Here is a 19,044-nt window from a genome sequence, read left to right as displayed (position 1 = left end):
CTATCACCTCACCGGTCTCATTCGACAGGAACCCCATGAGCGACACTTCCCCCTACGGCTTCGAGCTTGTGCGGCGTGGATACGACCGCGCTCAGGTGGACGAACGCATCTCGAAGCTCGTCTCCGACCGTGACAGCGCTCTGGCCCGTATCACCGCCCTCGAAAAGCGCATCGAAGAACTCCATCTGGAAACCCAGAACGCCCAGGCCCAGATGAGCGACGCCGAGCCGTCGTACGCCGGTCTCGGCGCGCGCGTCGAGAAGATCCTCCGCCTCGCCGAGGAGGAGGCCAAGGACCTGCGCGAGGAGGCCCGTCGCGCGTCCGAGCAGCACCGCGAGCTCGCCGAGTCGGCGGCTCAGCAGGTGCGCAACGACGCGGAATCGTTCGCCGCGGACCGCAAGTCCAAGGCGGAGGACGAGGGCGTCCGGATCGTCGAGAAGGCCAAGAGCGACGCCTCGCAGCTGCGCTCCGACGCGCAGAAGGACGCGCAGTCCAAGCGTGAGGAGGCGGACGCCCTCTTCGAGGAGACCCGTGCCAAGGCCGCCCAGGCCGCCGCCGACTTCGAGACGAACCTGGCCAAGCGCCGCGAGCAGTCCGAGCGTGACCTGGCGTCGCGGCAGGCCAAGGCCGAGAAGCGCCTCGCGGAGATCGAGCACCGCGCGGAGCAGCTCCGCCTGGAGGCCGAGAAGCTGCGCACGGACGCCGAGCGCCGCGCCCGCCAGACGGTGGAGACGGCTCAGCGGCAGGCCGAGGACATCGTGGCCGACGCGAACGCCAAGGCCGACCGCATCCGCTCGGAATCCGAGCGCGAGCTGGCCGCCCTCACCAACCGTCGTGACTCGATCAACGCGCAGCTCACGAACGTCCGCGAGATGCTCGCGACGCTCACGGGCGCCGCGGTGGCCGCCGCCACCGGCCCGGCCGAGGACGAGCCGATCTCGCGCGGGGTTCCGGCACAGCAGTCCCGGTGACTGCGCGGCAGTACCGGTAGGCGCACAGCACGACACCAGGGCCCGTTCCCTCTGCCGAGGGCGCGGGCCTTGTCGTGCCGCCGGGGGGTGCGGGCGGTGGCGCGCGGGTGAGCGGCGGGACCGCCCGTACCGGCGAGGACCCGGGCTTTTTCGTGCCCGCGAAGGTGTCCTCGCTCAAGTGGCAGGCCCCCCGGGGCCGTCTTAGCGTGGCCGCATGATCGAGCTCGAGGGGCTGACCAAGCGGTACGGCGAGAAGGTGGCGGTCAACAACCTCACCTTCGCCGTCAGACCGGGCATCGTGACCGGCTTCCTCGGTCCCAACGGTGCCGGGAAGTCCACGACGATGCGGATGATGCTCGGGCTCGACCGTCCCACCGCGGGCGACGTACGGATCGACGGACAGCACTACGACCGTCTCAAGGACCCGCTGAAGTACATCGGCGCCCTGCTGGACGCCCAGGCAATGCACGGCGGCCGCAGCGCCTTCAACCATCTCCTCTGCCTCGCCCAGAGCAACGGCATCCCGAAGGCGCGGGTGCACGAGGTCCTCGACAGCGTCGGTCTCACCGCGGTCGCGCGGAAGAAGGCGAAGGGGTTCTCGCTGGGCATGGGCCAGCGACTCGGCATCGCGGGCGCCCTCCTCGGCGACCCGCGGATCCTGATGTTCGACGAGCCGGTCAACGGCCTCGACCCCGAGGGCATCCACTGGATCCGCAACCTGATGAAATCACTCGCCGCGCAGGGCCGTACGGTCTTCGTCTCCTCGCACCTCATGAGCGAGATGGCGCTGACCGCCGACCACCTCGTCGTCATCGGCCAGGGCAGGCTGCTCGCCGACACCTCGATGGCCGACTTCATCCAGCAGAACTCGCGCTCGTACGTCCGGATCCGCTCCCCACAGCGCGAGCGGCTGCTCGATGTGCTGCAGGGCGCGGGGATCACCGTCGTCCGGACGGGCAGCGGCGCCCTCGAAGTGGACGACGGGAAGCCGGAGCACATCGGCGAACTGGCCGCGCGGCACCAGATCGTGCTGCATGAGCTGAGCCCTCAGCAGGCCTCGCTGGAGGAGGCGTTCATGCAGCTCACCGCGGAGTCGGTGGAGTACCACGCGCACAGCGACGCGCCGGGTCAACAGATCGCGTCGAGCCCAATCGGAACATCCCCGGCCCCGCAATGGGGCAGCGGCTGGAAGAAGGACTGACCGTGACTCCTCCCCCACGTAAACGCGGAGGCTTCTCACTCGGCTCCAAGGAGTTTCGTGACGGCCAAGCCCTGACCGCTGCCGGAGGCAGATCCGGATCTGACCACGCCGCTTTGCGGCTCATGCACTCAGGATGCGCTTCCCACCCGGCCTGAGGTGGGGATTCTCACGCAAGGAGAAAGATGGCGGCCACCCAGGTACTCAAGTCCGAGTGGACCAAGATCCGGTCCGTGTCGTCCACGGTGTGGACGCTGAGTCTCGCGGCGGTGGTCACGATCGCACTGGGCCTCCTCATCTCGCTCCTCTCCAACAATCAGTGGGACAACCTGAGCGCGAGGGACCGGCTCACCTTCGACCCGACGCGCATCAGCTTCGCGGGCATGGGCCTCGGCCAGCTCGCGATGATCGTGTTCGGGGTGCTCGTCGTCGGCAACGAGTACAGCACCGGCATGATCCGCACCTCGCTCGCGGCGGTCCCGCAGCGCGGCAGGTTCCTCTTCAGCAAGATCGCGGTGGCGGCCGGTCTCGCCCTCGTCGTCGGCACGGTCACCAGCTTCATCACGTTCTTCGTGGGCCAGGCCGCGCTCGGCACGCACAGGACGTCGATCAGCGATCCGGGTGTGCTGCGCGCGGTGATCGGCGGCGGGCTCTACATGACGCTCATCGCCGTCTTCTCGATGGGCGTCGCGGCGATGCTGCGCAGCCCGATGCTCTCGCTCGGCATCCTGATGCCGTTCTTCTTCCTGATCTCCAACATCCTGGGCGCCGTGTCCGCGACGAAGAAGGTCGGCCGCTACCTCCCCGACCAGGCCGGCAGCAGGATCCTCCAGGTGGTGACGCCCCTCGACGACACCCCGTACGGGCCCTGGGGCGGTCTCGGCATCATGGTGTTGTGGGTGGCCGCGGCCCTGGTCGGCGGCTACGTGCTGCTCAAGAAACGGGACGCCTAGGGGCGAACTTCTGGATCGCCGCCGGGGTGACGGGGGTGAAGAAGTTGACCAGATTGCCGTCGGGGTCGCGGAACAGCGGCGAGCGGTTGCCCCAGGGCATGGTGGTGGGCTCCTTCACGAAGTCCGTGACGAAGGCGGTCAGGTTGAAGCCGACGTCAGCGGCAGGCACGGGCGTCACCGCGGGCGGGGGCACCACCACAGGCACGGGCGTCACCGCGGGCACGAGCCCCGCCGCAGGCACAGACGCCACCGCGGGCACGGGCGCAGGCACGGGCGTCACCGCGGGCGGGGAGCCTGCGACCGGGCACTGGCTGGTCGTGGGGCTGCGGGTGGAGCGGCTCGACCGGCTGCCTCCCGTGCTCGCCTACCTCGACCTGCCGTTCGTCGTCGAGCGCCCAGACGAACTGCGCGACCTCGTCGTCGCGTTCGCCGAGCGCTTCGCGACTCGCGCGCGTGGAGCCTGACCCGGCCGGGAGGCGTCCTCCGCGCACGCACGGCGCCCCGGGCTCCCAGGAGTGGCATGCCTAGTCGGGCTCGTCCCCGTCCGGCCGGGATCCGAGCAGCCCGTCGAAGTCGGACCACCCCTCCCAGCGCCACACGTCCTTGTCGAGATCCGGCTGGAGCGGCACGAAACGGCCCAGCTCGAAGTCCCCGGCCTCCAGGTCGAACCAGCGCTCGTCGGCGACCTCGGTGCCGAGACCGACGGTCCGCGCGGTCAGCCGGACGAGCAGCTTAACCCCGGACGAGCCGGACAGGTCCTTGCCCTGGATCCTGCGGAACGGCAGTTCGGCCACCGGCGCCTCGACCGGTATCCACACGGTGAAGGGTGCCCCGCGTTCGACCGCGAGCCAGCTCCGCTCGTCGGCCGGCTCGCCGTTCGCGTCCAGGACCCTCAGCCACTGTTTGTAGATGACGAGGCTGCCGTCGTGCGGGGAGCGCTCCAGATAGCGCAGATGGGCGCGGGCCCGCAGGTCGACGACCGACAGATTGTCGAAGCGGTTGTAGAACCGGACGGCGATGACGGCGTCGTCGCTGTCCGCGTTCCGTCGCGCGTAGCCCGGGAAATCGGCGGTCCAGGCGTGCGAGATGCCGGCCCGGCGCCGCCACACGAAGGGCCGCAGCGCGAACAGTTTGATCAGGACGATGCCGAGCAGCACCGCGGGAACCAGGGCACCGGTCACCGAGGCGAGCGTGGCGAGCAGCTGGTGAGCGGTGCTGTCCTGTTCGGGGTCGAGGCTGTCGGTGCCCACGCAGGCCCGCAGTACGGCCAGGCTGAGGTCGAGGAGCCGCTCCTCGTCCGAGAACCGGTCCGCCATGGAACGCGGCGAGTTCTCGGTCAGTGTCCACGCCGTCGCCACGACCACCGAGAGTCCGGCCAGCGCGCCCAGCGCCATCAGCAGCAGGGCATGGACCGTGCGTCCCGCGATCCACCAGCGAACGGACGTGCGAAAACGCGGATGGGCCGACCCACGCCCCGGCCGCAGCGCTCGCACCACTCGACCCGCTCGTCGCACTTCGCGCCTCATCGGCCTCAACTCCCTTCCCCCGTACCCGACTTCGATCCCACTCGTACAATCGGGACCGCATCATTCCCGGTGTCGGTTCAGGACAACCCCGCCCGACCGGGGAGACCGGGCCCCGCGCCGGGTACATCTGGCGTGAAGGCCCAGGTACATCTCGCGTGAAAGGCTGTGCCCGCATGCGCGCGACACCACCCCCGAAGGGCGTCACCGTGACGACGAAGGACCGAAGCCTCGAGGCGCTGGGCCTGGACGACGTGCCCGCGAAGAAGCCCCTCACCTATCCCGGCCGGCCCACCACCGAGCCGGCCCTGCTGACCGGCGGCGAGCTGCTCCAGCTGGACGTGCGGCCATTGCGGCTCGGCGAGTGGTACGTGGAGGAGCGCCAGGAGCAGCAGCGGCTGGACGAGGCCCTCGCGGACCTGGGCCAGGTGGGCACCGGACTGCGCCACCCGGTCGTCGCCGTCGGCTCGAACGCCTCCCCCGGGCAGGTCGCCCACAAACTGACCAGGCTCGGCATCCCGGCGACGGTGCCGATGGTCCCGGTGCGGGTGCGCGGAGTCGCCGTGGGCTGCTCCGGGCACATCAGCCCGGCGGGCTACGTGGCCGGGACCCCGTACGTGGACCGGACCGCCGAGACGACGCTCGTGGTGACCTGGCTGGACTCGACGCAGCTCAAGGCCGTCGACGACACAGAGTTCCCGGACTACCGGCGGGCGATACTCCCCGGCGACGAGTTCGCGATGACGATGCCCTCCGGGGAGCGGCTCGGCGGCGCGTACATCTACTTCAGCGCGCACGGTGTGCTCGCCGAGCCGGAGACCGGGCGTCCCCGCCGGGGCGGCGGTGACCAGTCCGAGCTGCTCCGCGCCCTGCTCGCCGGCTCCGCGCGCCTGCGCGAACTGCTCGGGCCCGACCCGGCGGCCTGGGTGCGCCGCGCGTGGGCCGAGCGGTCGCTGCGCGAGGCGGGCACGCTGATCTTCGGCGAGGAGGGCTGGGTGCTGCCGCAGACCGACTTCCTGCCCTACCTCGACGAATCGGCCGAACTGCGGCTGTACGACGACCTGCCGCCGCTGGACCATTCGCTGCCGGACCGCCCCTGAGAATTCCCGGCCGGCGGTCGGGCGCGCATTCCCCCTTCCCGCCCGACCAGGAAAGACGGGTACCTGACAGGACACCCATACGAAGATTCGCCCTCTACTGGATCTTTCACCAGCCGATGGGCGCGACTTTACTTTCTCTTGAGTGGAACCACCCGCGCCCGGATATCCTCCTAAGCCTTACGGGGGCGTGCGCCCCGACGTCCTGAACCTTTCGATGGGTGCGGAGAATGATCGAGGCAGTCGGCCTTACTAAGCGCTACGGCGCGAAGACGGCCGTGTACAACCTTTCCTTCCAGGTCCGGCCGGGTGCCGTCACCGGTTTCCTCGGGCCCAACGGCTCGGGCAAGTCGACGACGATGCGCATGATCCTCGGCCTCGACAACCCCTCCTCCGGGCAGGTGACGATCGGCGGCTTCCCCTACCGCAAGCTGCCGAACGCCCCCCGCCAGGTCGGCGCGCTCCTCGACGCCAAGGCCGTGCACGGTGGCCGGCACGCCCGCAACCACCTGCTGTGCCTGGCCCAGCTGTCGGGCATCCCGGCCCGCCGCGTGGACGAGGTGCTCGGCGTCGTCGGTCTCCAGGACGTGGCGCGAAAGCGCTCCAAGGGCTTCTCCCTCGGCATGGGCCAGCGCCTCGGCATCGCCGCCGCGCTCCTCGGCGACCCCCAGGTGCTGCTCTTCGACGAACCGGTCAACGGTCTGGACCCCGAGGGCATCCTCTGGGTACGCAACCTGATGAAGTCCCTCGCGGCGGAGGGCCGTACGGTCTTCGTCTCCTCGCACCTGATGAGCGAGATGGCGCTGACCGCCGACCACCTCATCGTGATCGGCCGCGGCCAGTTGCTCGCCGACCAGAACATCAAGGACTTCATCTCGCACAACTCGGCCGACTTCGCCCGGGTGCGCACCCCCGACACCGAGCCGCAGCAGCGCGAGAAGCTGACCGCCGCGCTGACCGAGGCGGGCGGCCAGGTGCTGCCCGAGCAGGACGGCGCGCTGCGCGTCACCGGACTGCCGCTCCCCCGCATCAGCGACCTCGCGCATTCGTCCGACGTCCGGCTGTGGGAGCTGTCGCCGCACCAGGCCTCGCTGGAGGAGGCGTACATGCGGATGACGCAGGGCGCCGTCGACTACCGCTCGACCATCGACCAGAAGGCCGGGCTCCAGCAGCAGCTGCCGCCGGGCGCCATGCCGCCGCCGCAGCTGCCGGTGGCGGGCCAGGGCCAGCCCGGCTGGTACGCGCCGCCGCCGCCCCAGCAGGGCGGGCAGCCCTTCGCCATGCCGCAGACCGGGCCGTACGGCGCTCCCGTCGCTCCCGGCGCGGGCGGCCCCGGCCCGTACGGCGCTCCGGCCGCCCCCGGCGCCCCGGACGTCAACCCGTACGCCCAGGCCACCCCCCAGGCCCCCGCGGGCCCCCCGGCGCCCGCCGCCACCCCCGAACCCGCACCCGCGCCTGCGCCTGCCGCCGACCTGACCAAGCCCGAGGACGCCCGATGAGCACGCCCCAGCCCCCGATGCCGCAGCAGGCCGCCGCTGCCCCCGACTGGCAGGCGGCGCCCGGCACTTCGTACACCTCGCCGATCCCCGTCACCCGCACCCACCTCGGGCACGCGCTCAGCTCCGAGTGGACGAAGATCAAGTCGGTGCGCTCCACGATGTGGACGCTCGGCACCTTCCTGCTTCTGGTGGTCGGCATCGGCTTCCTGGTGGCCGCGCAGACCACGAACGAGGACTTCCAGGACGTTCCGTACACGATCACCGCTTTCTTCGGGCTGTTGCTCGGACAGATCTGCCTGCTCACGCTGGGCGTGCTGGTGGTCTCGTCCGAGTACGGCACGGGCATGATCCGTACGACGTTCACGGCCTCGCCGCAGCGGTACCGGGTGCTCGCCGCGAAGCTGATCATCTTCTTCGCGGTCGCGTTCGCCGTCTCGGCCTTCGCGATCGGGCTGGTCGGCCTGTTCACCGCAGGAATGCACAGCGACGGCTCCGACGTCCCGTGGGGCGGCACCGTCCTGATGGGCGCGCTGTACGTCTCGCTGCTCGGCGTGCTCGCGCTCGCGGTGGGCTCGATGCTGCGTCACTCGGCCGGCGCGATCACCACGATGCTCGGTGTCGTGCTGCTGCCCGCGATCATGCCCGCGTTCCTGATGATGTCCGACAGCCTGCGGACGATCGGCGAGAAGATGCAGGAGTACAACGCCCCCAACGCCCTCGCCAAGATCTTCCGGCTGGGCAACGAGAGCGGCCACGGCGGCGCGCAGCTCGGTCTGCTCGCCGGAGTGACGGCGGCGGCGGTCGTCGGCGCCTTCGTGCTCCTTGAGCGCCGGGACGTGTGACGACCGCGCCCACCGGACGGCCCGGGGCCGGACAGCCCGGGGCCGGACAGCCCGGGGCCGGACGACCTGACACCGGACAGCCCGACACCGGACAGCCCGAGACCGGACGGCTTGAGTCCGGGCCGTCCGAAGTCGCCTAGAACCTGGGCGCGTTACGGGACCGCTGCACCCGCGAGGTGCGGCGGTCCTTCGCGTTCCAGCAGGCCTTGTGCCAGTGCCGCCGCTCGTCGACGCCCGAGTGCTCCGGCCAGGCCACCACGTGCGGAACCCCTGACGGGATCAACTGGTCGCAGCCGGGGCAGCGGTAGGTCTTGCCCTGCGCGCTCGCGCCCGCCACATGGCGCACGCTCCACTCCTCGCCCCGCCAGCTCTCCGTGGACTGCCAGCCGCCGTAGCGGTCCGACGCGTCCTCCCCGGCGCTCCTGCCGGACGAGCCGGCGTCCTTCGCCTTCGGACGGTTGCGACGCGGGGACAAGGGACACCTCACGGAGCTGTGCAGGGGGCAGGGGCCAAGTCCAGCCTACGCGGCACGCACAGGGGTACGCGTACTCCGCCAACCCCCGCAGATCCCCCATCGGACAGCCCAATTCCCAGACAATCCGCAAATCTCTCCGCAAGGCCGTGTCTTCGGCACGTGTCACGCGGTTATGCCGGGTGGGGGAGCTCCGTGTCGGAGCCGAGGAAGCAGGAAGTTCGATGCACGTTGGAAGCTTTGTACTGGCCGCCCAGTTCCCTGGCCAGGGCCAGGGGGAGGCCCTGCACCGCGCGGTGCGGTCGGCCGAGGTCGCCGAGGAGGCCGGGCTCGACGCGGTCTGGCTGGCCGAGCACCATTTCGTCCCGTACGGGACATGCCCGTCGGCCATCACACTCGCCGCGTATCTGCTCGGCCGCACCCACCGTATCCGGATCGGCACGGCGGTCAGCGTCCTTCCCACCGTCCATCCCGTGGCGCTCGGCGAGCAGGCCGCGCTGCTGCACCTGACGTCCGGCGGGCGGTTCTCGCTCGGGGTCGGCCGCGGCGGCCCCTGGGTCGACCTGGAGGTCTTCGGCGCGGGCCTCGCGGCGTACGAACAAGGATTCCCCGAGTCACTCGATCTGCTGGTCCGCTGGCTGCGCGAGCCGTCCGTCGCCGGTACCTCAGAGCGCTTCTCGTTCCGCGAAGTCCCCGTCGTGCCACGCCCGTCGGAGGCGCTGAGCGGCGCCCCGGGTCCCGAGGTCGTCGTCGCGTGCACCTCACCGTCGAGCGTTCGGCTCGCCGCCGAGCGCGGACTGCCGATGCTGCTCGGCATGCACGTCGGGGACGAGGAGAAGGCCGAAATGGTCGCGCTGTGGCGGCAGCACGCGCGCGCGGCGGGCCGCCCGTCGGACGAGATCCTCACGGCCGCCCATGTCTCCGCCGGCGTCTGCCAGATCGCGGACCGCCGCACCGACGCGGTCGAGACGCTCGTCAAGGCGATGCCCGGCTGGCTGAGGCAGGGACTGGACGCCCATGTGACGGTCGACGGCCGCCCCCGCTCGATGCGGGACCCGGTGGCGTACACCGAACTGCTCTGCGGGCTGCACCCGGTGGGCACCCCACGGCTGTGCGCCGACCGGCTCGCGGCGACCTCGGAGCGGACCGGCATCACGCGTTTCGCGCTGCTCGTCGAGGGATCGGGCGATCTGGCGGCGACCGAGGACAACGTACGACGGCTCGGGACCGAGGTGCTGCCCCGTCTGCGGTGACCGCACGAGCTCCGGCCGGGCGGGCCGGAGCCGCGGGGAGCTTGCCGCCCCGGTACCAATGCACCTCCCGCGTACGGAGCGGCAAGCAATGCGGCTCAGTGCGTCAGCAGTCCCTGAACTCAGGGGACTGATTGAGCAGCTGACTGCGGACCGAGGTGAAGCGTGCCAGTGTGTCCTCCACCGAGTCGTCCAGTGGGAACACCGCCACCCGGTGGCAGTTCTGGAAGGCCAGCCGCACTCCGAAGTGCCGCTGCAGCGCGCCGCGTATCGCGTCACTCGCGAGCGCACGCAGCAGCTGGCCACGTGCCTGCTCGTCCGGCGGGGGCGTCTGGTTGTCGGCGAACTTTCCGCCGTCCACCTTCAGCTGGGCCACCAGGGAGCTGATCATCTCCCACGCGTAGGGCAGGGAGGTCCGGACGCAGTCGACGAAGTCAGCTTCGTCGACCTCGCCTCGCTCGGCCTGTTGGAGTAGGGCCGGTGAGACGTCGAGCGACATGGGTTCTCCTCTCGCACCCCCATACCTCGGGGGTTGCCGGACAGGGACGGGGATCGCGATATCGAACACGCTGAGTACCCGCATCGCGACCTCCCGTTCATACGGTAAGCATCGCCAGGTAACGGCACCAGGAGAATGGGCACATAGCGAACGCCCGGTGGGCCGACAATCAGCCACGACCGAACAGGGAACCTTCAGGATCAATGGGGTGACCCGCGAAAACGCGGGCCTGGCGCCGCGACCGGAGCCGGGAGGGCAACACGAGGACGAAAGGGGCGAACCGCAGGTTCTTCGCCGGGGGTGATCACGGGAGAGGGGCCGGGGAATCGCGTGCACCGCCGCCGGTCGAGTAGCGTTGCCGACCATGCGTCTCGTCATTGCCCGCTGTTCCGTGGACTACGCGGGCCGGCTCACCGCCCATCTCCCGTCGGCCCCCCGCCTGATCCTCGTGAAGGCGGACGGCAGCGTCTCGATCCACGCGGACGACCGGGCCTACAAGCCCCTCAACTGGATGTCGCCGCCCTGCACACTGAAGGAGGGGTCAGGCGACGACGAAGGCACCTGGACCGTCATCAACAAGGCGGGCGAGAAGCTCATCATCACGATGGAGGAGATCCTCCACGACTCCTCGCACGAACTCGGCGTGGACCCCGGCCTGATCAAGGACGGCGTGGAAGCGCACCTCCAGGAGCTGCTCGCCGACCGCATCGAGACCCTCGGCGAGGGCTACTCGCTCATCCGCCGCGAGTACATGACGGCCATCGGCCCGGTCGACATCCTGTGCCGGGACGCCGAGGGGCAGACCGTCGCCGTGGAGATCAAGCGCCGCGGCGAGATCGACGGCGTGGAGCAACTCACGCGCTACCTGGAGCTGTTGAACCGCGACCCGCACCTCGCGCCGGTCCGCGGCGTCTTCGCCGCCCAGGAGATCAAGCCGCAGGCCCGCGTCCTCGCCACCGACCGCGGCATCGGCTGCACGGTCCTGGACTACGACGCACTGCGCGGTATCGAGGACGACAAGCTGCGACTGTTCTGATACCCCCGGGTTCGTATACGGGAGAGGGCCGGACCCGATGTCGGGTCCGGCCCTCTCCCGTTCCGTCCGGTCAGATCACCGCGCCGCCCGGCGACGTGGCGACGCCGGTGCCCGTCGGCCCGCCGCCGGCCGGAACACCGGCCGAGGTGCTCACCGGCGCGCTGCTCGACACGGGGCCGCTCGCGGAGTTCGAGGTGGCGGGAGCCGTCGGCGTACTGGCCGAGGGCGAGGCGGACGGCGGCGGGCTCGTCTTCGTGCCGGTCGGCGAGGGCGAACCGCTCGGCTTCGTACCGGTCGGCGACGGTTTGCCCGAGGGCGACTTCGAGGGCGACGCGGACGGCGACTTCGAGGGCTTGCCCGAGGTCGTGTGCGTCCCGCTCGGCTCGTCGGACGGCCGATGGCCGGCCGTGGCCGTGACCGGAGGCGTCGGGTCGTCCGAGGTGCCGTAGGTGCCGTCGGGCCCCGGGTCGGTGGGCGTGGCGACGGCGCTGGGAGAGGAGTCGTCACCCTTCTTCGCCTTGTCCGCGCCCAGGCTGTCGTCCTGGCTGCCCTGCGTGGGCGCCGGGTTGACGCCGACCTTCTCCGAGGGGGTGTCGTTGCTGTGGTCCGAGGTCGCGCCGAGGGTCACCACGGTGCCGAGGACGGCGACGAGGAGCGCGCCCGCTCCCGCGGCCACCAGGTTGCGCCTGGTGCCGTTGACCAGCCGCTCCGCGATGCCCTGCCGCTTGGCCGCGGGGGCGCCGGGGCCGGCCGGGTGGGCGAGCACCGTCACGGTGTCGCCGGACTGGTCGGTCCGGGAGAAGACTGCCGTCACACCGCCGGGAGGCGACATCGACTCGTCGTGCCGCGCGTCGGGGACCTCTTCGCCCGCCGGGGTGCGCCCGGCGGTGAGCTGCAGGGTCCCGGAGCGGTCGGCGACCAGCGCGAGGGCGCGGCGACCGGCGATGGTGCCGCGCTTGTCGGCCAGCGCGCCGCGCATGGCGACGGAGGCCTCCAGTTCGGCGCGGGCCCGGTCCAGCTGATGGCCGCAGAGCGCGAGGACGCCCAACTCGTGGTGGAAATAGGCCTGTTCCCCGACATCGTCGGCCAGCTCGGAGGCCTCGACGCCGAAGCGCAGGGCGCGTTCCCAGGCGCTCCAGTGCAGCCCCGCCGCGAAGGCGGGCGCGGCCGTGCGGGCGAGCTGGACGGAGACGCTCTCGTCCTCCTCGTCCTCCGGGACGGTGGTGACCGGGACGAGCACGTCGAGCGCGGCGAGCAGCGCGTCGGCCTCGGCGCAGACGCGCTCCGGAGTGACCGAGGGGTGCCCGGCCCACCATGTGTAGTGCTGGGCGGCGGCGAGCACGCTCTCCTGGAGGGTGTCCGCGTATCCCGAGGCCTCCAGCTGGGCCTGCACCCCGGCGGCGAGCCGGTAGCGGGAGCCGACCGGGGAGACCAGCGCGCTGCCCGCGAGTTCGGCGAGCGCCGCGTCGGCGTGGGTGTCGCCCACGAGTGCGGGCAGATGGGCCTGGTGGGGCACCTCGCCGCCGAGCGCGACGGCGAAGCGCAGGGTGGCGCGCGCCGAGTCGCTCAGCCGGGAGGCGAGCAGCGCGGCGGGCGCGGCGCCCTCGGCGAGGGAGGGCAGCGGGGCGTCGTGGCCGTCGCCGACCTCGAAGGGCGCGTCGTCCGGGGCCTCCTGGAAGACGCCGTAGTCGTCGAAGGCGTCCTCGCCGGCCCGCAGCCGGTCGCGCTGCCGCAGCAGGGCGCCGGCCTGGATGAAGCGCAGGGGCAGTCCCTCGGACTCGAACCAGAGGTCGCCCGCCCAGTTCGACTCGTCCTCGGTCAGTACCCGTCCGACGGCGCGCTCCAGCAGTTCGAGTCCGCCGCTGCGGTCGAGGCCGCCGAGGACGACCTCTTCGAGGAGCGCGTGGGCGGACGGGGCCGGTATGTCGGGGGTGGCGGCGATCACGAAGGCGCACTCGGGGGTGGCGTCGAGCAGCACGTCGAGGGCGCTGCCGCCGATCTCCGCGTCGTCGAGGACGACGACCGCGCCGATCTCGTGGACGAGCCGGAGCAGTTCCTCGCGGTCCGGGCGGTGCAGGGGGGCTTCGTAGACGGCGGCGAAGAGGTCGTGGAGCAGGTCGCTCGCCGTGCGCCCGTAGCCGGAGAGGCGGATGACGCCGTCGGGGGCGAGGTCGGCGCAGTCGTCGGCGACGGCGTCGAGCAGGACGGTACGGCCCGATCCCGAGGGACCGGTCAGTCGCACCGAGCGCCCGCGCGCGAGGAGGCGTACGAGCCGCTCGCGCTCCTCCTGGCGCTCCAGGAGCGGCAGCCGGGGCTGTGCCGGGCCGGGCGGAACGGGCGGCCGGGCCGCGCGGTCCAGCTCCGCGCGTTCGGCGGCGCCGTGCTTGACCGGCGGCTGCGGTCGCTCGTGCGGCGGGCAGTTCTCCATCTCGCTGCCGTCGACGGGGTTGACGGTGAGCAGGAATTCGCCCGCGACGAGGCGGACCGTGCGGACGACCACGGGCTTGTGCTGGCCCAGGTCGGTTGCGAGCGGGTCACGCGGCGGGCGCGGGCGAGGCGCCTGGCCGTCGTCGTCATGGCCGTACTCTTCGGATCCCCGGTTGATCGGGTCCATGTTCCAAGCCCCCCAAAAGCGTCGTGTGCCGATGCCCTCCCGGCCTGGCTGCACACCGCTCTGTCGCTTCTGGTCCGGTGCCCGCTCGTAGGGTTTCGGTCGGCGGGCAGCCGAACCCTAAACCTTCGCACAGTATCGACGAACAGGCGGGGTACCGCGCCGTCCGAACCGTCACAGCTTCGTGAGGATTGTGCACGTGGTGTGCTTCGTGCGCCGGTCAGGACGCGTACGCGGTCGCGTATGGAGAGCGAGCGGGGCGCGCGGACGCGGAGCGAGTGGGGCGCGCGCACGTGGTCGCGCACGCGGAACGACTGGGGCACGCGGAGCGATCGGGGCGCGCGCTCAGGTCACACCCGGGGCAGCGATTCGACCCCGATACCACCCTCGATCGCCAGGATCCGGTGCAGCCGGGTGGCCACCAGCAGGCGCTGCATCTGTGGTGGTACGCCGCGCAGTACGAGCCGTCGGCCGCACCGCCCGGCGCGTCGGTGGGCCCCCATGATGACACCGAGCCCGGTGGCATCCCAGGAGTCCAGCTCGGACAGGTCCAGCACCAGGTCGCCCGCTCCGTCGTCGACGGCCGAGTGCAGGACCGTACGGGCGTCCGCCGCGCTGCGTACGTCGAGGCGGCCCCCGACGACCAGCTCGGCGTGGTCGCCCCTGATGTACATATGCGCTCCCCGAGAATCTGTCTCGTAACTCCGCGTGTGTCTGTTTCCGCGTCTTCGCGTCTGCATGTTGTGCCTGGTCTGACTGCCTGAGGGCCGCGGAGGTTGCCGTCTGTAAGCGAACCGATACCGAATTCACCTGATGGGGTGACACCCGAGAGGCGTGTGCGGCTCCGCGGCCCGTGCGGCGACCGGTTCCGGCCGCCGCGTGATCGTTCAGTGCTTGTAGAAGCCCTGCCCGCTCTTGCGCCCGATGTCACCGGCGTCAACCATCCGGCGCATCAGCTCCGGCGGCGCGAACTTCTCGTCCTGGGTCTCGGTGTAGATGTTGCCGGTGGCGTGCAGCAGGATGTCGACGCCCGTGAGGTCGGCGGTGGCCAGGGGTCCCATGGCGTGGCCGAAGCCCAGCCGGCAGGCGAGGTCGATGTCCTCGGCGGTGGCCACGCCCGACTCGTACAGCTTCGTCGCCTCGACGACGAGGGCCGAGATGAGGCGGGTGGTCACGAACCCGGCGACGTCACGGTTGACGACGATGCAGGTCTTGCCGACCGACTCGCTGAACTCCCGCGCGGTGGCGAGCGTTTCGTCGCTGGTCTTGTAACCGCGGACCAGCTCGACGAGCTGCATCATCGGCACCGGCGAGAAGAAGTGCACGCCGACGACCCGCTCCGGGCGCTCCGTGGCCGCCGCGATCTTGGTGATCGGGATCGCGGAGGTGTTGGAGGCGAGCACGGTGTCGGGGCGGACGATCTTGTCGAGCGCCTGGAAGATCTCGTGCTTGACCTCGAGCTTCTCGAAGACCGCCTCGACGACGATGTCCGCGTCGGCGGCCGCTTCCAGGTCCGTGGTCGCCGTGATGCGCGCGAGGGCGGCCTCCGCGTCCGCGGCTTCCAGCCTGCCCTTGCTCACGAACCTGTCGTACGAGGCCTTGATGCCGTCGAGGCCGCGGTTCAACGCCTCGTCGGTGACATCGCGCAGGACGACGTCCCAGCCCGCCTGTGCGGAGACCTGAGCAATACCGGACCCCATGAGTCCGGCTCCGATGACGGCGAGCTTCCCTGCCACTCCGACTCCCTCAACACGCTTAACACGCTGCTTGTGTATGCCTCTTCGGCGGAGAGTAGCGTTCGGGAAGGGCCGGGCAACCCGTAAGTAATGCGTGTCACGGTCTCAGGGCGTGAGACACCCGTCACGTCCCGGCCCGCGGGCGCGGCACCGGCGCGGGTCACCCGGCCGCCCGTACGGCGTAGTTGAGGACCTTCCGGCTAACAGGTCCTCGATGTCGTCGAGGAGCACGAGGATCTCTCGTGACACTTCGTCCGGATTGCGACCGGCCATCATCTCGCGGCCGATGACCGACACGACGGTCTGGTGCACCCAGTTGATCCGACCGGCGACGAGACCCGGCAGCGGGTCCTCGGGCGGCGCGCCGACCTCCTCGCGCAGGGCTTCCTCCGGGTTCCCCAGGGTCTCCTGGCCGATCGCCCAGGGCCGCGAGCGGAGCGCGGGGGACGAAGGTCCGTACGCCCCAGGAGTTCGGCCCCGCCGTCAACGCGCCGACCATGCCGTCCATGCTGCTCTCCGGTCTGATGCTGCCGATGTCCCTGGCCCCCGGCCGGCTGGACGTCCTCTCGCACCTCATGCCGCTGCGCTATCCGGTGGACGCGGTGCGGGACGCCCACGTCGGCTCGTACGCCACCGCGCACATGCTGTACGGCGTGCCGGTGGCCCTCACTCTCACGGCGGCCGCCGTGACGGTGGGCACACGGGCCTTCCGGCGGGCCGGTGCCTAACTAGGCTGACCCCATGGTCAATCTGACGCGCATCTACACCAGGACCGGCGACCGGGGCACCACCGCCCTCGGGGACATGAGCAGGGTCGCCAAGACCGATCTGCGGATCTCGGCGTACGCCGACGCCAACGAGGCGAACGCGGTGATCGGCACGGCGATCGCGCTGGGCGGCCTGGAGGCGGAGGTCGTCAAGGTCCTCACCCGCGTCCAGAACGACCTGTTCGACGTGGGTGCGGACCTGTCGACGCCGGTGGTCGAGGACCCCGAGTTCCCGCCGCTGCGGGTGGAGCAGTTCTACGTCGACAAGCTGGAGGCGGACTGCGACCTCTTCAACGAACGGCTGGAGAAGCTCCGCTCCTTCATCCTGCCCGGCGGCACCGCCGGCGCGGCCCTCCTGCACCAGGCGTGCACGGTCGTACGCCGGGCCGAGCGTTCCACCTGGGCTGCGCTGGAGGTCCACGGCGAGGCCATGAACCCCCTGACCGCGACCTACCTCAACCGCCTGTCCGACCTGCTCTTCATCCTGGCCCGGACCGCGAACAACGCGGTGGGCGACGTCCTGTGGGTCCCCGGCGGGGAACGCTGAGACACCCCGCCGCGGCCGGCCGCCCGCACGGGCTTCCGGGCCGACGCGGGCGACTCGCCGTCGGCGGTGAGAAGGCCGCGGTACATCGAAGGATGCAGTCGCGGCCCCTCCCCGAGGACCAGGCGGGCCGCCCGTGCGCCGTGTTGGATGGAGCCATGCCCAGAACTCTCCCGCGCCCGCACCGCGACGACGTGCGCATCGCGGTGGGCGGGCTCCTGGGCGGCCTGCTCCTGTGGGCCGTCGGACTCAGCCCCCGGACCCCGGGCGACAGCCTCGTCGTGTGGTCCGCGCGCTGGGCACTGCTGGTGCCGCTGGCCGTGACGGCCGGCTGCGAACTGCTGCGCCGCACCCGGCCGAAGGCGGCCCTGCTGGCCGGCACGGCCGCGCTCGTCACCGACACGGTGACCCTGGGCAGCGTGGCCACCGTCGTGATGTTCACGGACCTCATGTACGCGGCCGTCCTGTACGGCACACCCGCCTCGGCCCGGCGCCTGCCCTGGATCACCGGTCTGCTCACGGTGATCGGCGCGGTGCTGCCCTTCGCGCTCTGGCGCACCCCCGGCACGCTGTTGATCGGTGTCGGCGTCGGAGTGGTGGCGCTCGCGCCGACCGCCACCGGCTGGGTCGTGCGCAACCACCGCGACGCCGCCGAGGCGGCCCGGCTGCGCGCCGAGCAGACCGCGCTCCTCGCCGAGACGGACCGCACACAGGCGGTCAACGCCGAACGCGCCCGGATGGCCCGGGAACTGCACGACATGGTCGCCAACCATCTGTCGGCCATCGCCATCCACTCCACGGCCGCGCTCTCCCTCGACGACCCGAGGACCTCGCAGGACGCCCTCGCCGTGATCCGGGAGAACAGCGTCGAGGGCCTCGCCGAGATGCGGCGGCTGATCGGCATCCTGCGGGACGACAGCGACGACCGGGAGCCCGCGGCGGCGCCCACGCTCGACGGTCTCGAAGCACTGCTCACGGGCGCCCGCACCAACGGGCTCGACGTGACGCTCGAGGCAGCACACGGGGAGCGGCTGCCGGCGCCGGTCGAGCTCGCCGCGTACCGGATCGTCCAGGAGTCCCTCACCAACGCCCTCAAGCACGCCGCGCCGGGCCGGGTCACCGTCGCGCTCACCCGGGCCGACGAATCGCTCACCGTGCGGATCACCAGTCCTCACGGTGGCCGGGAGGGGCCGCGCGCTCCAGGCTCGGGGGCCGGCCTGGTCGGGATGCGGGAGCGGGTCGCACTCCTCGGGGGCACCTTCGAGGCCGGGCCCGAGGACTCCCCCGCCGCCCGGACCTGGACCGTGCGCGCCACCGTGCCGCTCGCCCTCACTCTCACCCGCGGAGCGGAAGCATGATCCGAGTGCTCGTCGCCGAGGACCAGTCCACGGTACGCGCCGGGCTCGTCCTCATCCTGCGCAGCGCACCCGACATCGAGGTGGTCGGCGAGGCGGCGGACGGGGAACAGGCAGTGGCCCTCGCCCGCGAGCTGCGGCCGGATCTCGTCCTGATGGATGTGCAGATGCCGCGCCTGGACGGGGTGTCCGCCACCCGGCAGGTGGTCGCCGGTCAACTCGCCGACGTCCTCGTACTGACCACCTTCGATCTCGACGAGTACGTCTTCGGTGCGCTGCGCGCGGGCGCGTCGGGCTTCCTGCTGAAGAACACCGAAGCGCGGGATCTGCTGGAGGCGGTACGGACGGTGGCGCGCGGGGAGGGCCTGATCGCACCGGCGGTCACGCGTCGGCTCATCGCCGAGTTCGCGGCGAAGCCCGTACGCGAGCCGACCGCCGATCCGGCCGTCCTGGACGCGCTGACCAGGCGCGAGCGCGAGGTTCTTTCCTGTCTGGGTGAAGGGCTGTCGAACGCGGAGATCGCGAAGCGGCTCACGATGGCAGAGGCGACGGCGAAGACCCACGTCAGCCGCCTGCTGGGCAAGCTGGAACTGCGCAACCGGGCCCAAGCGGCGGTCCTGGCACAGGAGTTGGGGATCTAGCCCAACCCCGATTCACTGGTCCAGACCTATTGACTCGTGGTCCAGACCTT

At 71.3% G+C, this 19,044-nt stretch carries 17 protein-coding genes and 4 pseudogenes; 13 read left to right on the top strand and 8 right to left on the bottom strand.

Translation table 11 applies throughout. The features are described from left to right. Nucleotides 1-35: 35 nt before the first annotated feature. From ACFYW8_RS37250 to ACFYW8_RS37240, 3 genes are all read left to right on the top strand, one after another. A complete protein-coding gene (locus ACFYW8_RS37250; RefSeq protein ID WP_389089276.1) occupies nucleotides 36-971 on the top strand; it encodes a cellulose-binding protein in 936 nt (311 codons plus the stop codon). Nucleotides 972-1,185: 214 nt separating this feature from the next. Next, nucleotides 1,186-2,172, top strand: coding sequence for an ABC transporter ATP-binding protein (locus ACFYW8_RS37245; protein ID WP_389089273.1), 987 nt, complete (start codon nucleotides 1,186-1,188; stop codon nucleotides 2,170-2,172). A 182-nt stretch (nucleotides 2,173-2,354) separates the two neighbouring features. After that, nucleotides 2,355-3,122 carry an ABC transporter permease gene (locus tag ACFYW8_RS37240; RefSeq protein ID WP_365879529.1) on the top strand — a complete coding sequence of 256 codons (768 nt, stop codon included), beginning with the start codon at nucleotides 2,355-2,357 and terminating at the stop codon, nucleotides 3,120-3,122. Here the strand turns inward: ACFYW8_RS37240 and ACFYW8_RS37235 are convergent. Next, nucleotides 3,103-3,267 (bottom strand): annotated as a pseudogene (locus ACFYW8_RS37235) (VOC family protein); the annotation flags it as partial. The gene ACFYW8_RS37240 and the pseudogene ACFYW8_RS37235 overlap by 20 nt on opposite strands. A 154-nt stretch (nucleotides 3,268-3,421) precedes the next feature. Between ACFYW8_RS37235 and ACFYW8_RS37230 the strand changes: the two are divergent. Beyond that, nucleotides 3,422-3,586 (top strand): annotated as a pseudogene (locus tag ACFYW8_RS37230) (transcriptional regulator); the annotation flags it as partial. A 60-nt stretch (nucleotides 3,587-3,646) separates the two neighbouring features. Here the strand turns inward: ACFYW8_RS37230 and ACFYW8_RS37225 are convergent. Beyond that, nucleotides 3,647-4,648 carry a hypothetical protein gene (locus ACFYW8_RS37225; protein WP_389089268.1) on the bottom strand — a complete coding sequence of 334 codons (1,002 nt, stop codon included), beginning with the start codon at nucleotides 4,646-4,648 and terminating at the stop codon, nucleotides 3,647-3,649. A gap of 173 nt (nucleotides 4,649-4,821) precedes the next feature. Between ACFYW8_RS37225 and ACFYW8_RS37220 the strand changes: the two genes are divergently transcribed. The 3 genes from ACFYW8_RS37220 to ACFYW8_RS37210 all read left to right on the top strand — a co-directional run bounded on the left by ACFYW8_RS37220 (nucleotide 4,822) and on the right by ACFYW8_RS37210 (nucleotide 8,083). Then, a complete protein-coding gene (locus ACFYW8_RS37220; protein ID WP_389089265.1) occupies nucleotides 4,822-5,745 on the top strand; it encodes a hypothetical protein in 924 nt (307 codons plus the stop codon). A gap of 227 nt (nucleotides 5,746-5,972) precedes the next feature. Continuing rightward, nucleotides 5,973-7,241 (top strand): ABC transporter ATP-binding protein, encoded by a 1,269-nt coding sequence (locus tag ACFYW8_RS37215; protein WP_389089262.1) that lies wholly within the window; start codon nucleotides 5,973-5,975, stop codon nucleotides 7,239-7,241. Beyond that, nucleotides 7,238-8,083 (top strand): ABC transporter permease, encoded by an 846-nt coding sequence (locus ACFYW8_RS37210; RefSeq protein WP_389089259.1) that lies wholly within the window; start codon nucleotides 7,238-7,240, stop codon nucleotides 8,081-8,083. The genes ACFYW8_RS37215 and ACFYW8_RS37210 overlap by 4 nt, the downstream gene beginning before the upstream one ends. A 136-nt stretch (nucleotides 8,084-8,219) precedes the next feature. Here ACFYW8_RS37210 and ACFYW8_RS37205 read toward each other — a convergent pair whose 3' ends face one another. Continuing rightward, nucleotides 8,220-8,558 (bottom strand): ATP/GTP-binding protein, encoded by a 339-nt coding sequence (locus ACFYW8_RS37205; RefSeq protein WP_365879519.1) that lies wholly within the window; start codon nucleotides 8,556-8,558, stop codon nucleotides 8,220-8,222. A 221-nt stretch (nucleotides 8,559-8,779) separates the two neighbouring features. On the opposite strand from ACFYW8_RS37205, the gene ACFYW8_RS37200 reads away from it, so the two are divergent. Next, nucleotides 8,780-9,808, top strand: a complete 1,029-nt coding sequence (locus ACFYW8_RS37200; RefSeq protein ID WP_365879517.1) for an LLM class flavin-dependent oxidoreductase — start codon at nucleotides 8,780-8,782, stop codon at nucleotides 9,806-9,808. 103 nt (nucleotides 9,809-9,911) lie between these two features. Here the strand turns inward: ACFYW8_RS37200 and ACFYW8_RS37195 are convergent, their stop codons facing one another. Beyond that, complete coding sequence (locus tag ACFYW8_RS37195; RefSeq protein ID WP_365879515.1) at nucleotides 9,912-10,304, bottom strand: SCO5389 family protein; 393 nt, start codon at nucleotides 10,302-10,304, stop codon at nucleotides 9,912-9,914. Nucleotides 10,305-10,668: 364 nt separating this feature from the next. Here ACFYW8_RS37195 and nucS point away from each other — a divergent pair, with 364 nt between their 5' ends. Next, complete coding sequence (nucS, locus tag ACFYW8_RS37190; protein ID WP_365879513.1) at nucleotides 10,669-11,340, top strand: endonuclease NucS; 672 nt, start codon at nucleotides 10,669-10,671, stop codon at nucleotides 11,338-11,340. A gap of 70 nt (nucleotides 11,341-11,410) precedes the next feature. Here nucS and ACFYW8_RS37185 read toward each other — a convergent pair whose 3' ends face one another. The 4 genes and pseudogenes from ACFYW8_RS37185 to ACFYW8_RS37170 form a co-directional block, all read right to left on the bottom strand. After that, nucleotides 11,411-13,954, bottom strand: a complete 2,544-nt coding sequence (locus ACFYW8_RS37185) for an ATP-binding protein (RefSeq protein WP_389089251.1) — start codon at nucleotides 13,952-13,954, stop codon at nucleotides 11,411-11,413. A gap of 347 nt (nucleotides 13,955-14,301) precedes the next feature. Next, on the bottom strand, nucleotides 14,302-14,625 hold the full coding sequence (locus ACFYW8_RS37180; RefSeq protein ID WP_261707178.1) for an STAS domain-containing protein: 324 nt from the start codon (nucleotides 14,623-14,625) through the stop codon (nucleotides 14,302-14,304). A gap of 213 nt (nucleotides 14,626-14,838) precedes the next feature. Next, a complete protein-coding gene (locus ACFYW8_RS37175; protein WP_389089247.1) occupies nucleotides 14,839-15,687 on the bottom strand; it encodes a 3-hydroxyacyl-CoA dehydrogenase family protein in 849 nt (282 codons plus the stop codon). Nucleotides 15,688-15,847: 160 nt separating this feature from the next. Next, nucleotides 15,848-16,134 (bottom strand): annotated as a pseudogene (locus ACFYW8_RS37170) (TetR/AcrR family transcriptional regulator); the annotation flags it as partial. On the opposite strand from ACFYW8_RS37170, the pseudogene ACFYW8_RS37165 reads away from it, so the two are divergent. The 4 genes and pseudogenes from ACFYW8_RS37165 to ACFYW8_RS37150 form a co-directional block, all read left to right on the top strand. After that, nucleotides 16,119-16,415: pseudogene (locus tag ACFYW8_RS37165) on the top strand (ABC transporter permease); the annotation flags it as partial. The pseudogenes ACFYW8_RS37170 and ACFYW8_RS37165 overlap by 16 nt on opposite strands. Before the next feature lie 13 nt (nucleotides 16,416-16,428). Then, nucleotides 16,429-17,001: a cob(I)yrinic acid a,c-diamide adenosyltransferase gene (locus ACFYW8_RS37160; RefSeq protein ID WP_389089244.1), complete on the top strand. Its 573-nt coding sequence runs from the start codon at nucleotides 16,429-16,431 to the stop codon at nucleotides 16,999-17,001. Nucleotides 17,002-17,156: 155 nt separating this feature from the next. After that, entirely contained in the window at nucleotides 17,157-18,356 is a 1,200-nt protein-coding gene (locus tag ACFYW8_RS37155; RefSeq protein WP_365879505.1) for a histidine kinase, read from the top strand. Beyond that, nucleotides 18,353-18,994 carry a response regulator transcription factor gene (locus tag ACFYW8_RS37150; RefSeq protein ID WP_365879503.1) on the top strand — a complete coding sequence of 214 codons (642 nt, stop codon included), beginning with the start codon at nucleotides 18,353-18,355 and terminating at the stop codon, nucleotides 18,992-18,994. Before ACFYW8_RS37155 ends, ACFYW8_RS37150 begins: the two co-directional genes overlap by 4 nt. Nucleotides 18,995-19,044: the final 50 nt, after the last annotated feature.

The sequence above is a fragment of the Streptomyces sp. NPDC002742 genome, assembly GCF_042888885.1.
Lineage (GTDB): Bacteria > Actinomycetota > Actinomycetes > Streptomycetales > Streptomycetaceae > Streptomyces.
This window is presented reverse-complemented; position numbering and strand designations above follow the sequence as displayed.

What these genes read in the sequence shown, in the direction of transcription:
- ACFYW8_RS37250 (WP_389089276.1), top strand. Translation starts at nt 36, where the DNA reads ATGAGCGACACTTCCCCCTACGGCTTCGAGCTTGTGCGGCGTGGATAC.
- ACFYW8_RS37245 (WP_389089273.1), top strand. Translation starts at nt 1,186, where the DNA reads ATGATCGAGCTCGAGGGGCTGACCAAGCGGTACGGCGAGAAGGTGGCG.
- ACFYW8_RS37240 (WP_365879529.1), top strand. Translation starts at nt 2,355, where the DNA reads ATGGCGGCCACCCAGGTACTCAAGTCCGAGTGGACCAAGATCCGGTCC.
- ACFYW8_RS37225 (WP_389089268.1), bottom strand. Translation starts at nt 4,648, where the DNA reads ATGAGGCGCGAAGTGCGACGAGCGGGTCGAGTGGTGCGAGCGCTGCGG.
- ACFYW8_RS37220 (WP_389089265.1), top strand. Translation starts at nt 4,822, where the DNA reads ATGCGCGCGACACCACCCCCGAAGGGCGTCACCGTGACGACGAAGGAC.
- ACFYW8_RS37215 (WP_389089262.1), top strand. Translation starts at nt 5,973, where the DNA reads ATGATCGAGGCAGTCGGCCTTACTAAGCGCTACGGCGCGAAGACGGCC.
- ACFYW8_RS37210 (WP_389089259.1), top strand. Translation starts at nt 7,238, where the DNA reads ATGAGCACGCCCCAGCCCCCGATGCCGCAGCAGGCCGCCGCTGCCCCC.
- ACFYW8_RS37200 (WP_365879517.1), top strand. Translation starts at nt 8,780, where the DNA reads ATGCACGTTGGAAGCTTTGTACTGGCCGCCCAGTTCCCTGGCCAGGGC.
- ACFYW8_RS37195 (WP_365879515.1), bottom strand. Translation starts at nt 10,304, where the DNA reads ATGTCGCTCGACGTCTCACCGGCCCTACTCCAACAGGCCGAGCGAGGC.
- nucS (WP_365879513.1), top strand. Translation starts at nt 10,669, where the DNA reads ATGCGTCTCGTCATTGCCCGCTGTTCCGTGGACTACGCGGGCCGGCTC.
- ACFYW8_RS37185 (WP_389089251.1), bottom strand. Translation starts at nt 13,954, where the DNA reads ATGGACCCGATCAACCGGGGATCCGAAGAGTACGGCCATGACGACGAC.
- ACFYW8_RS37180 (WP_261707178.1), bottom strand. Translation starts at nt 14,625, where the DNA reads ATGTACATCAGGGGCGACCACGCCGAGCTGGTCGTCGGGGGCCGCCTC.
- ACFYW8_RS37160 (WP_389089244.1), top strand. Translation starts at nt 16,429, where the DNA reads ATGGTCAATCTGACGCGCATCTACACCAGGACCGGCGACCGGGGCACC.
- ACFYW8_RS37155 (WP_365879505.1), top strand. Translation starts at nt 17,157, where the DNA reads ATGCCCAGAACTCTCCCGCGCCCGCACCGCGACGACGTGCGCATCGCG.
- ACFYW8_RS37150 (WP_365879503.1), top strand. Translation starts at nt 18,353, where the DNA reads ATGATCCGAGTGCTCGTCGCCGAGGACCAGTCCACGGTACGCGCCGGG.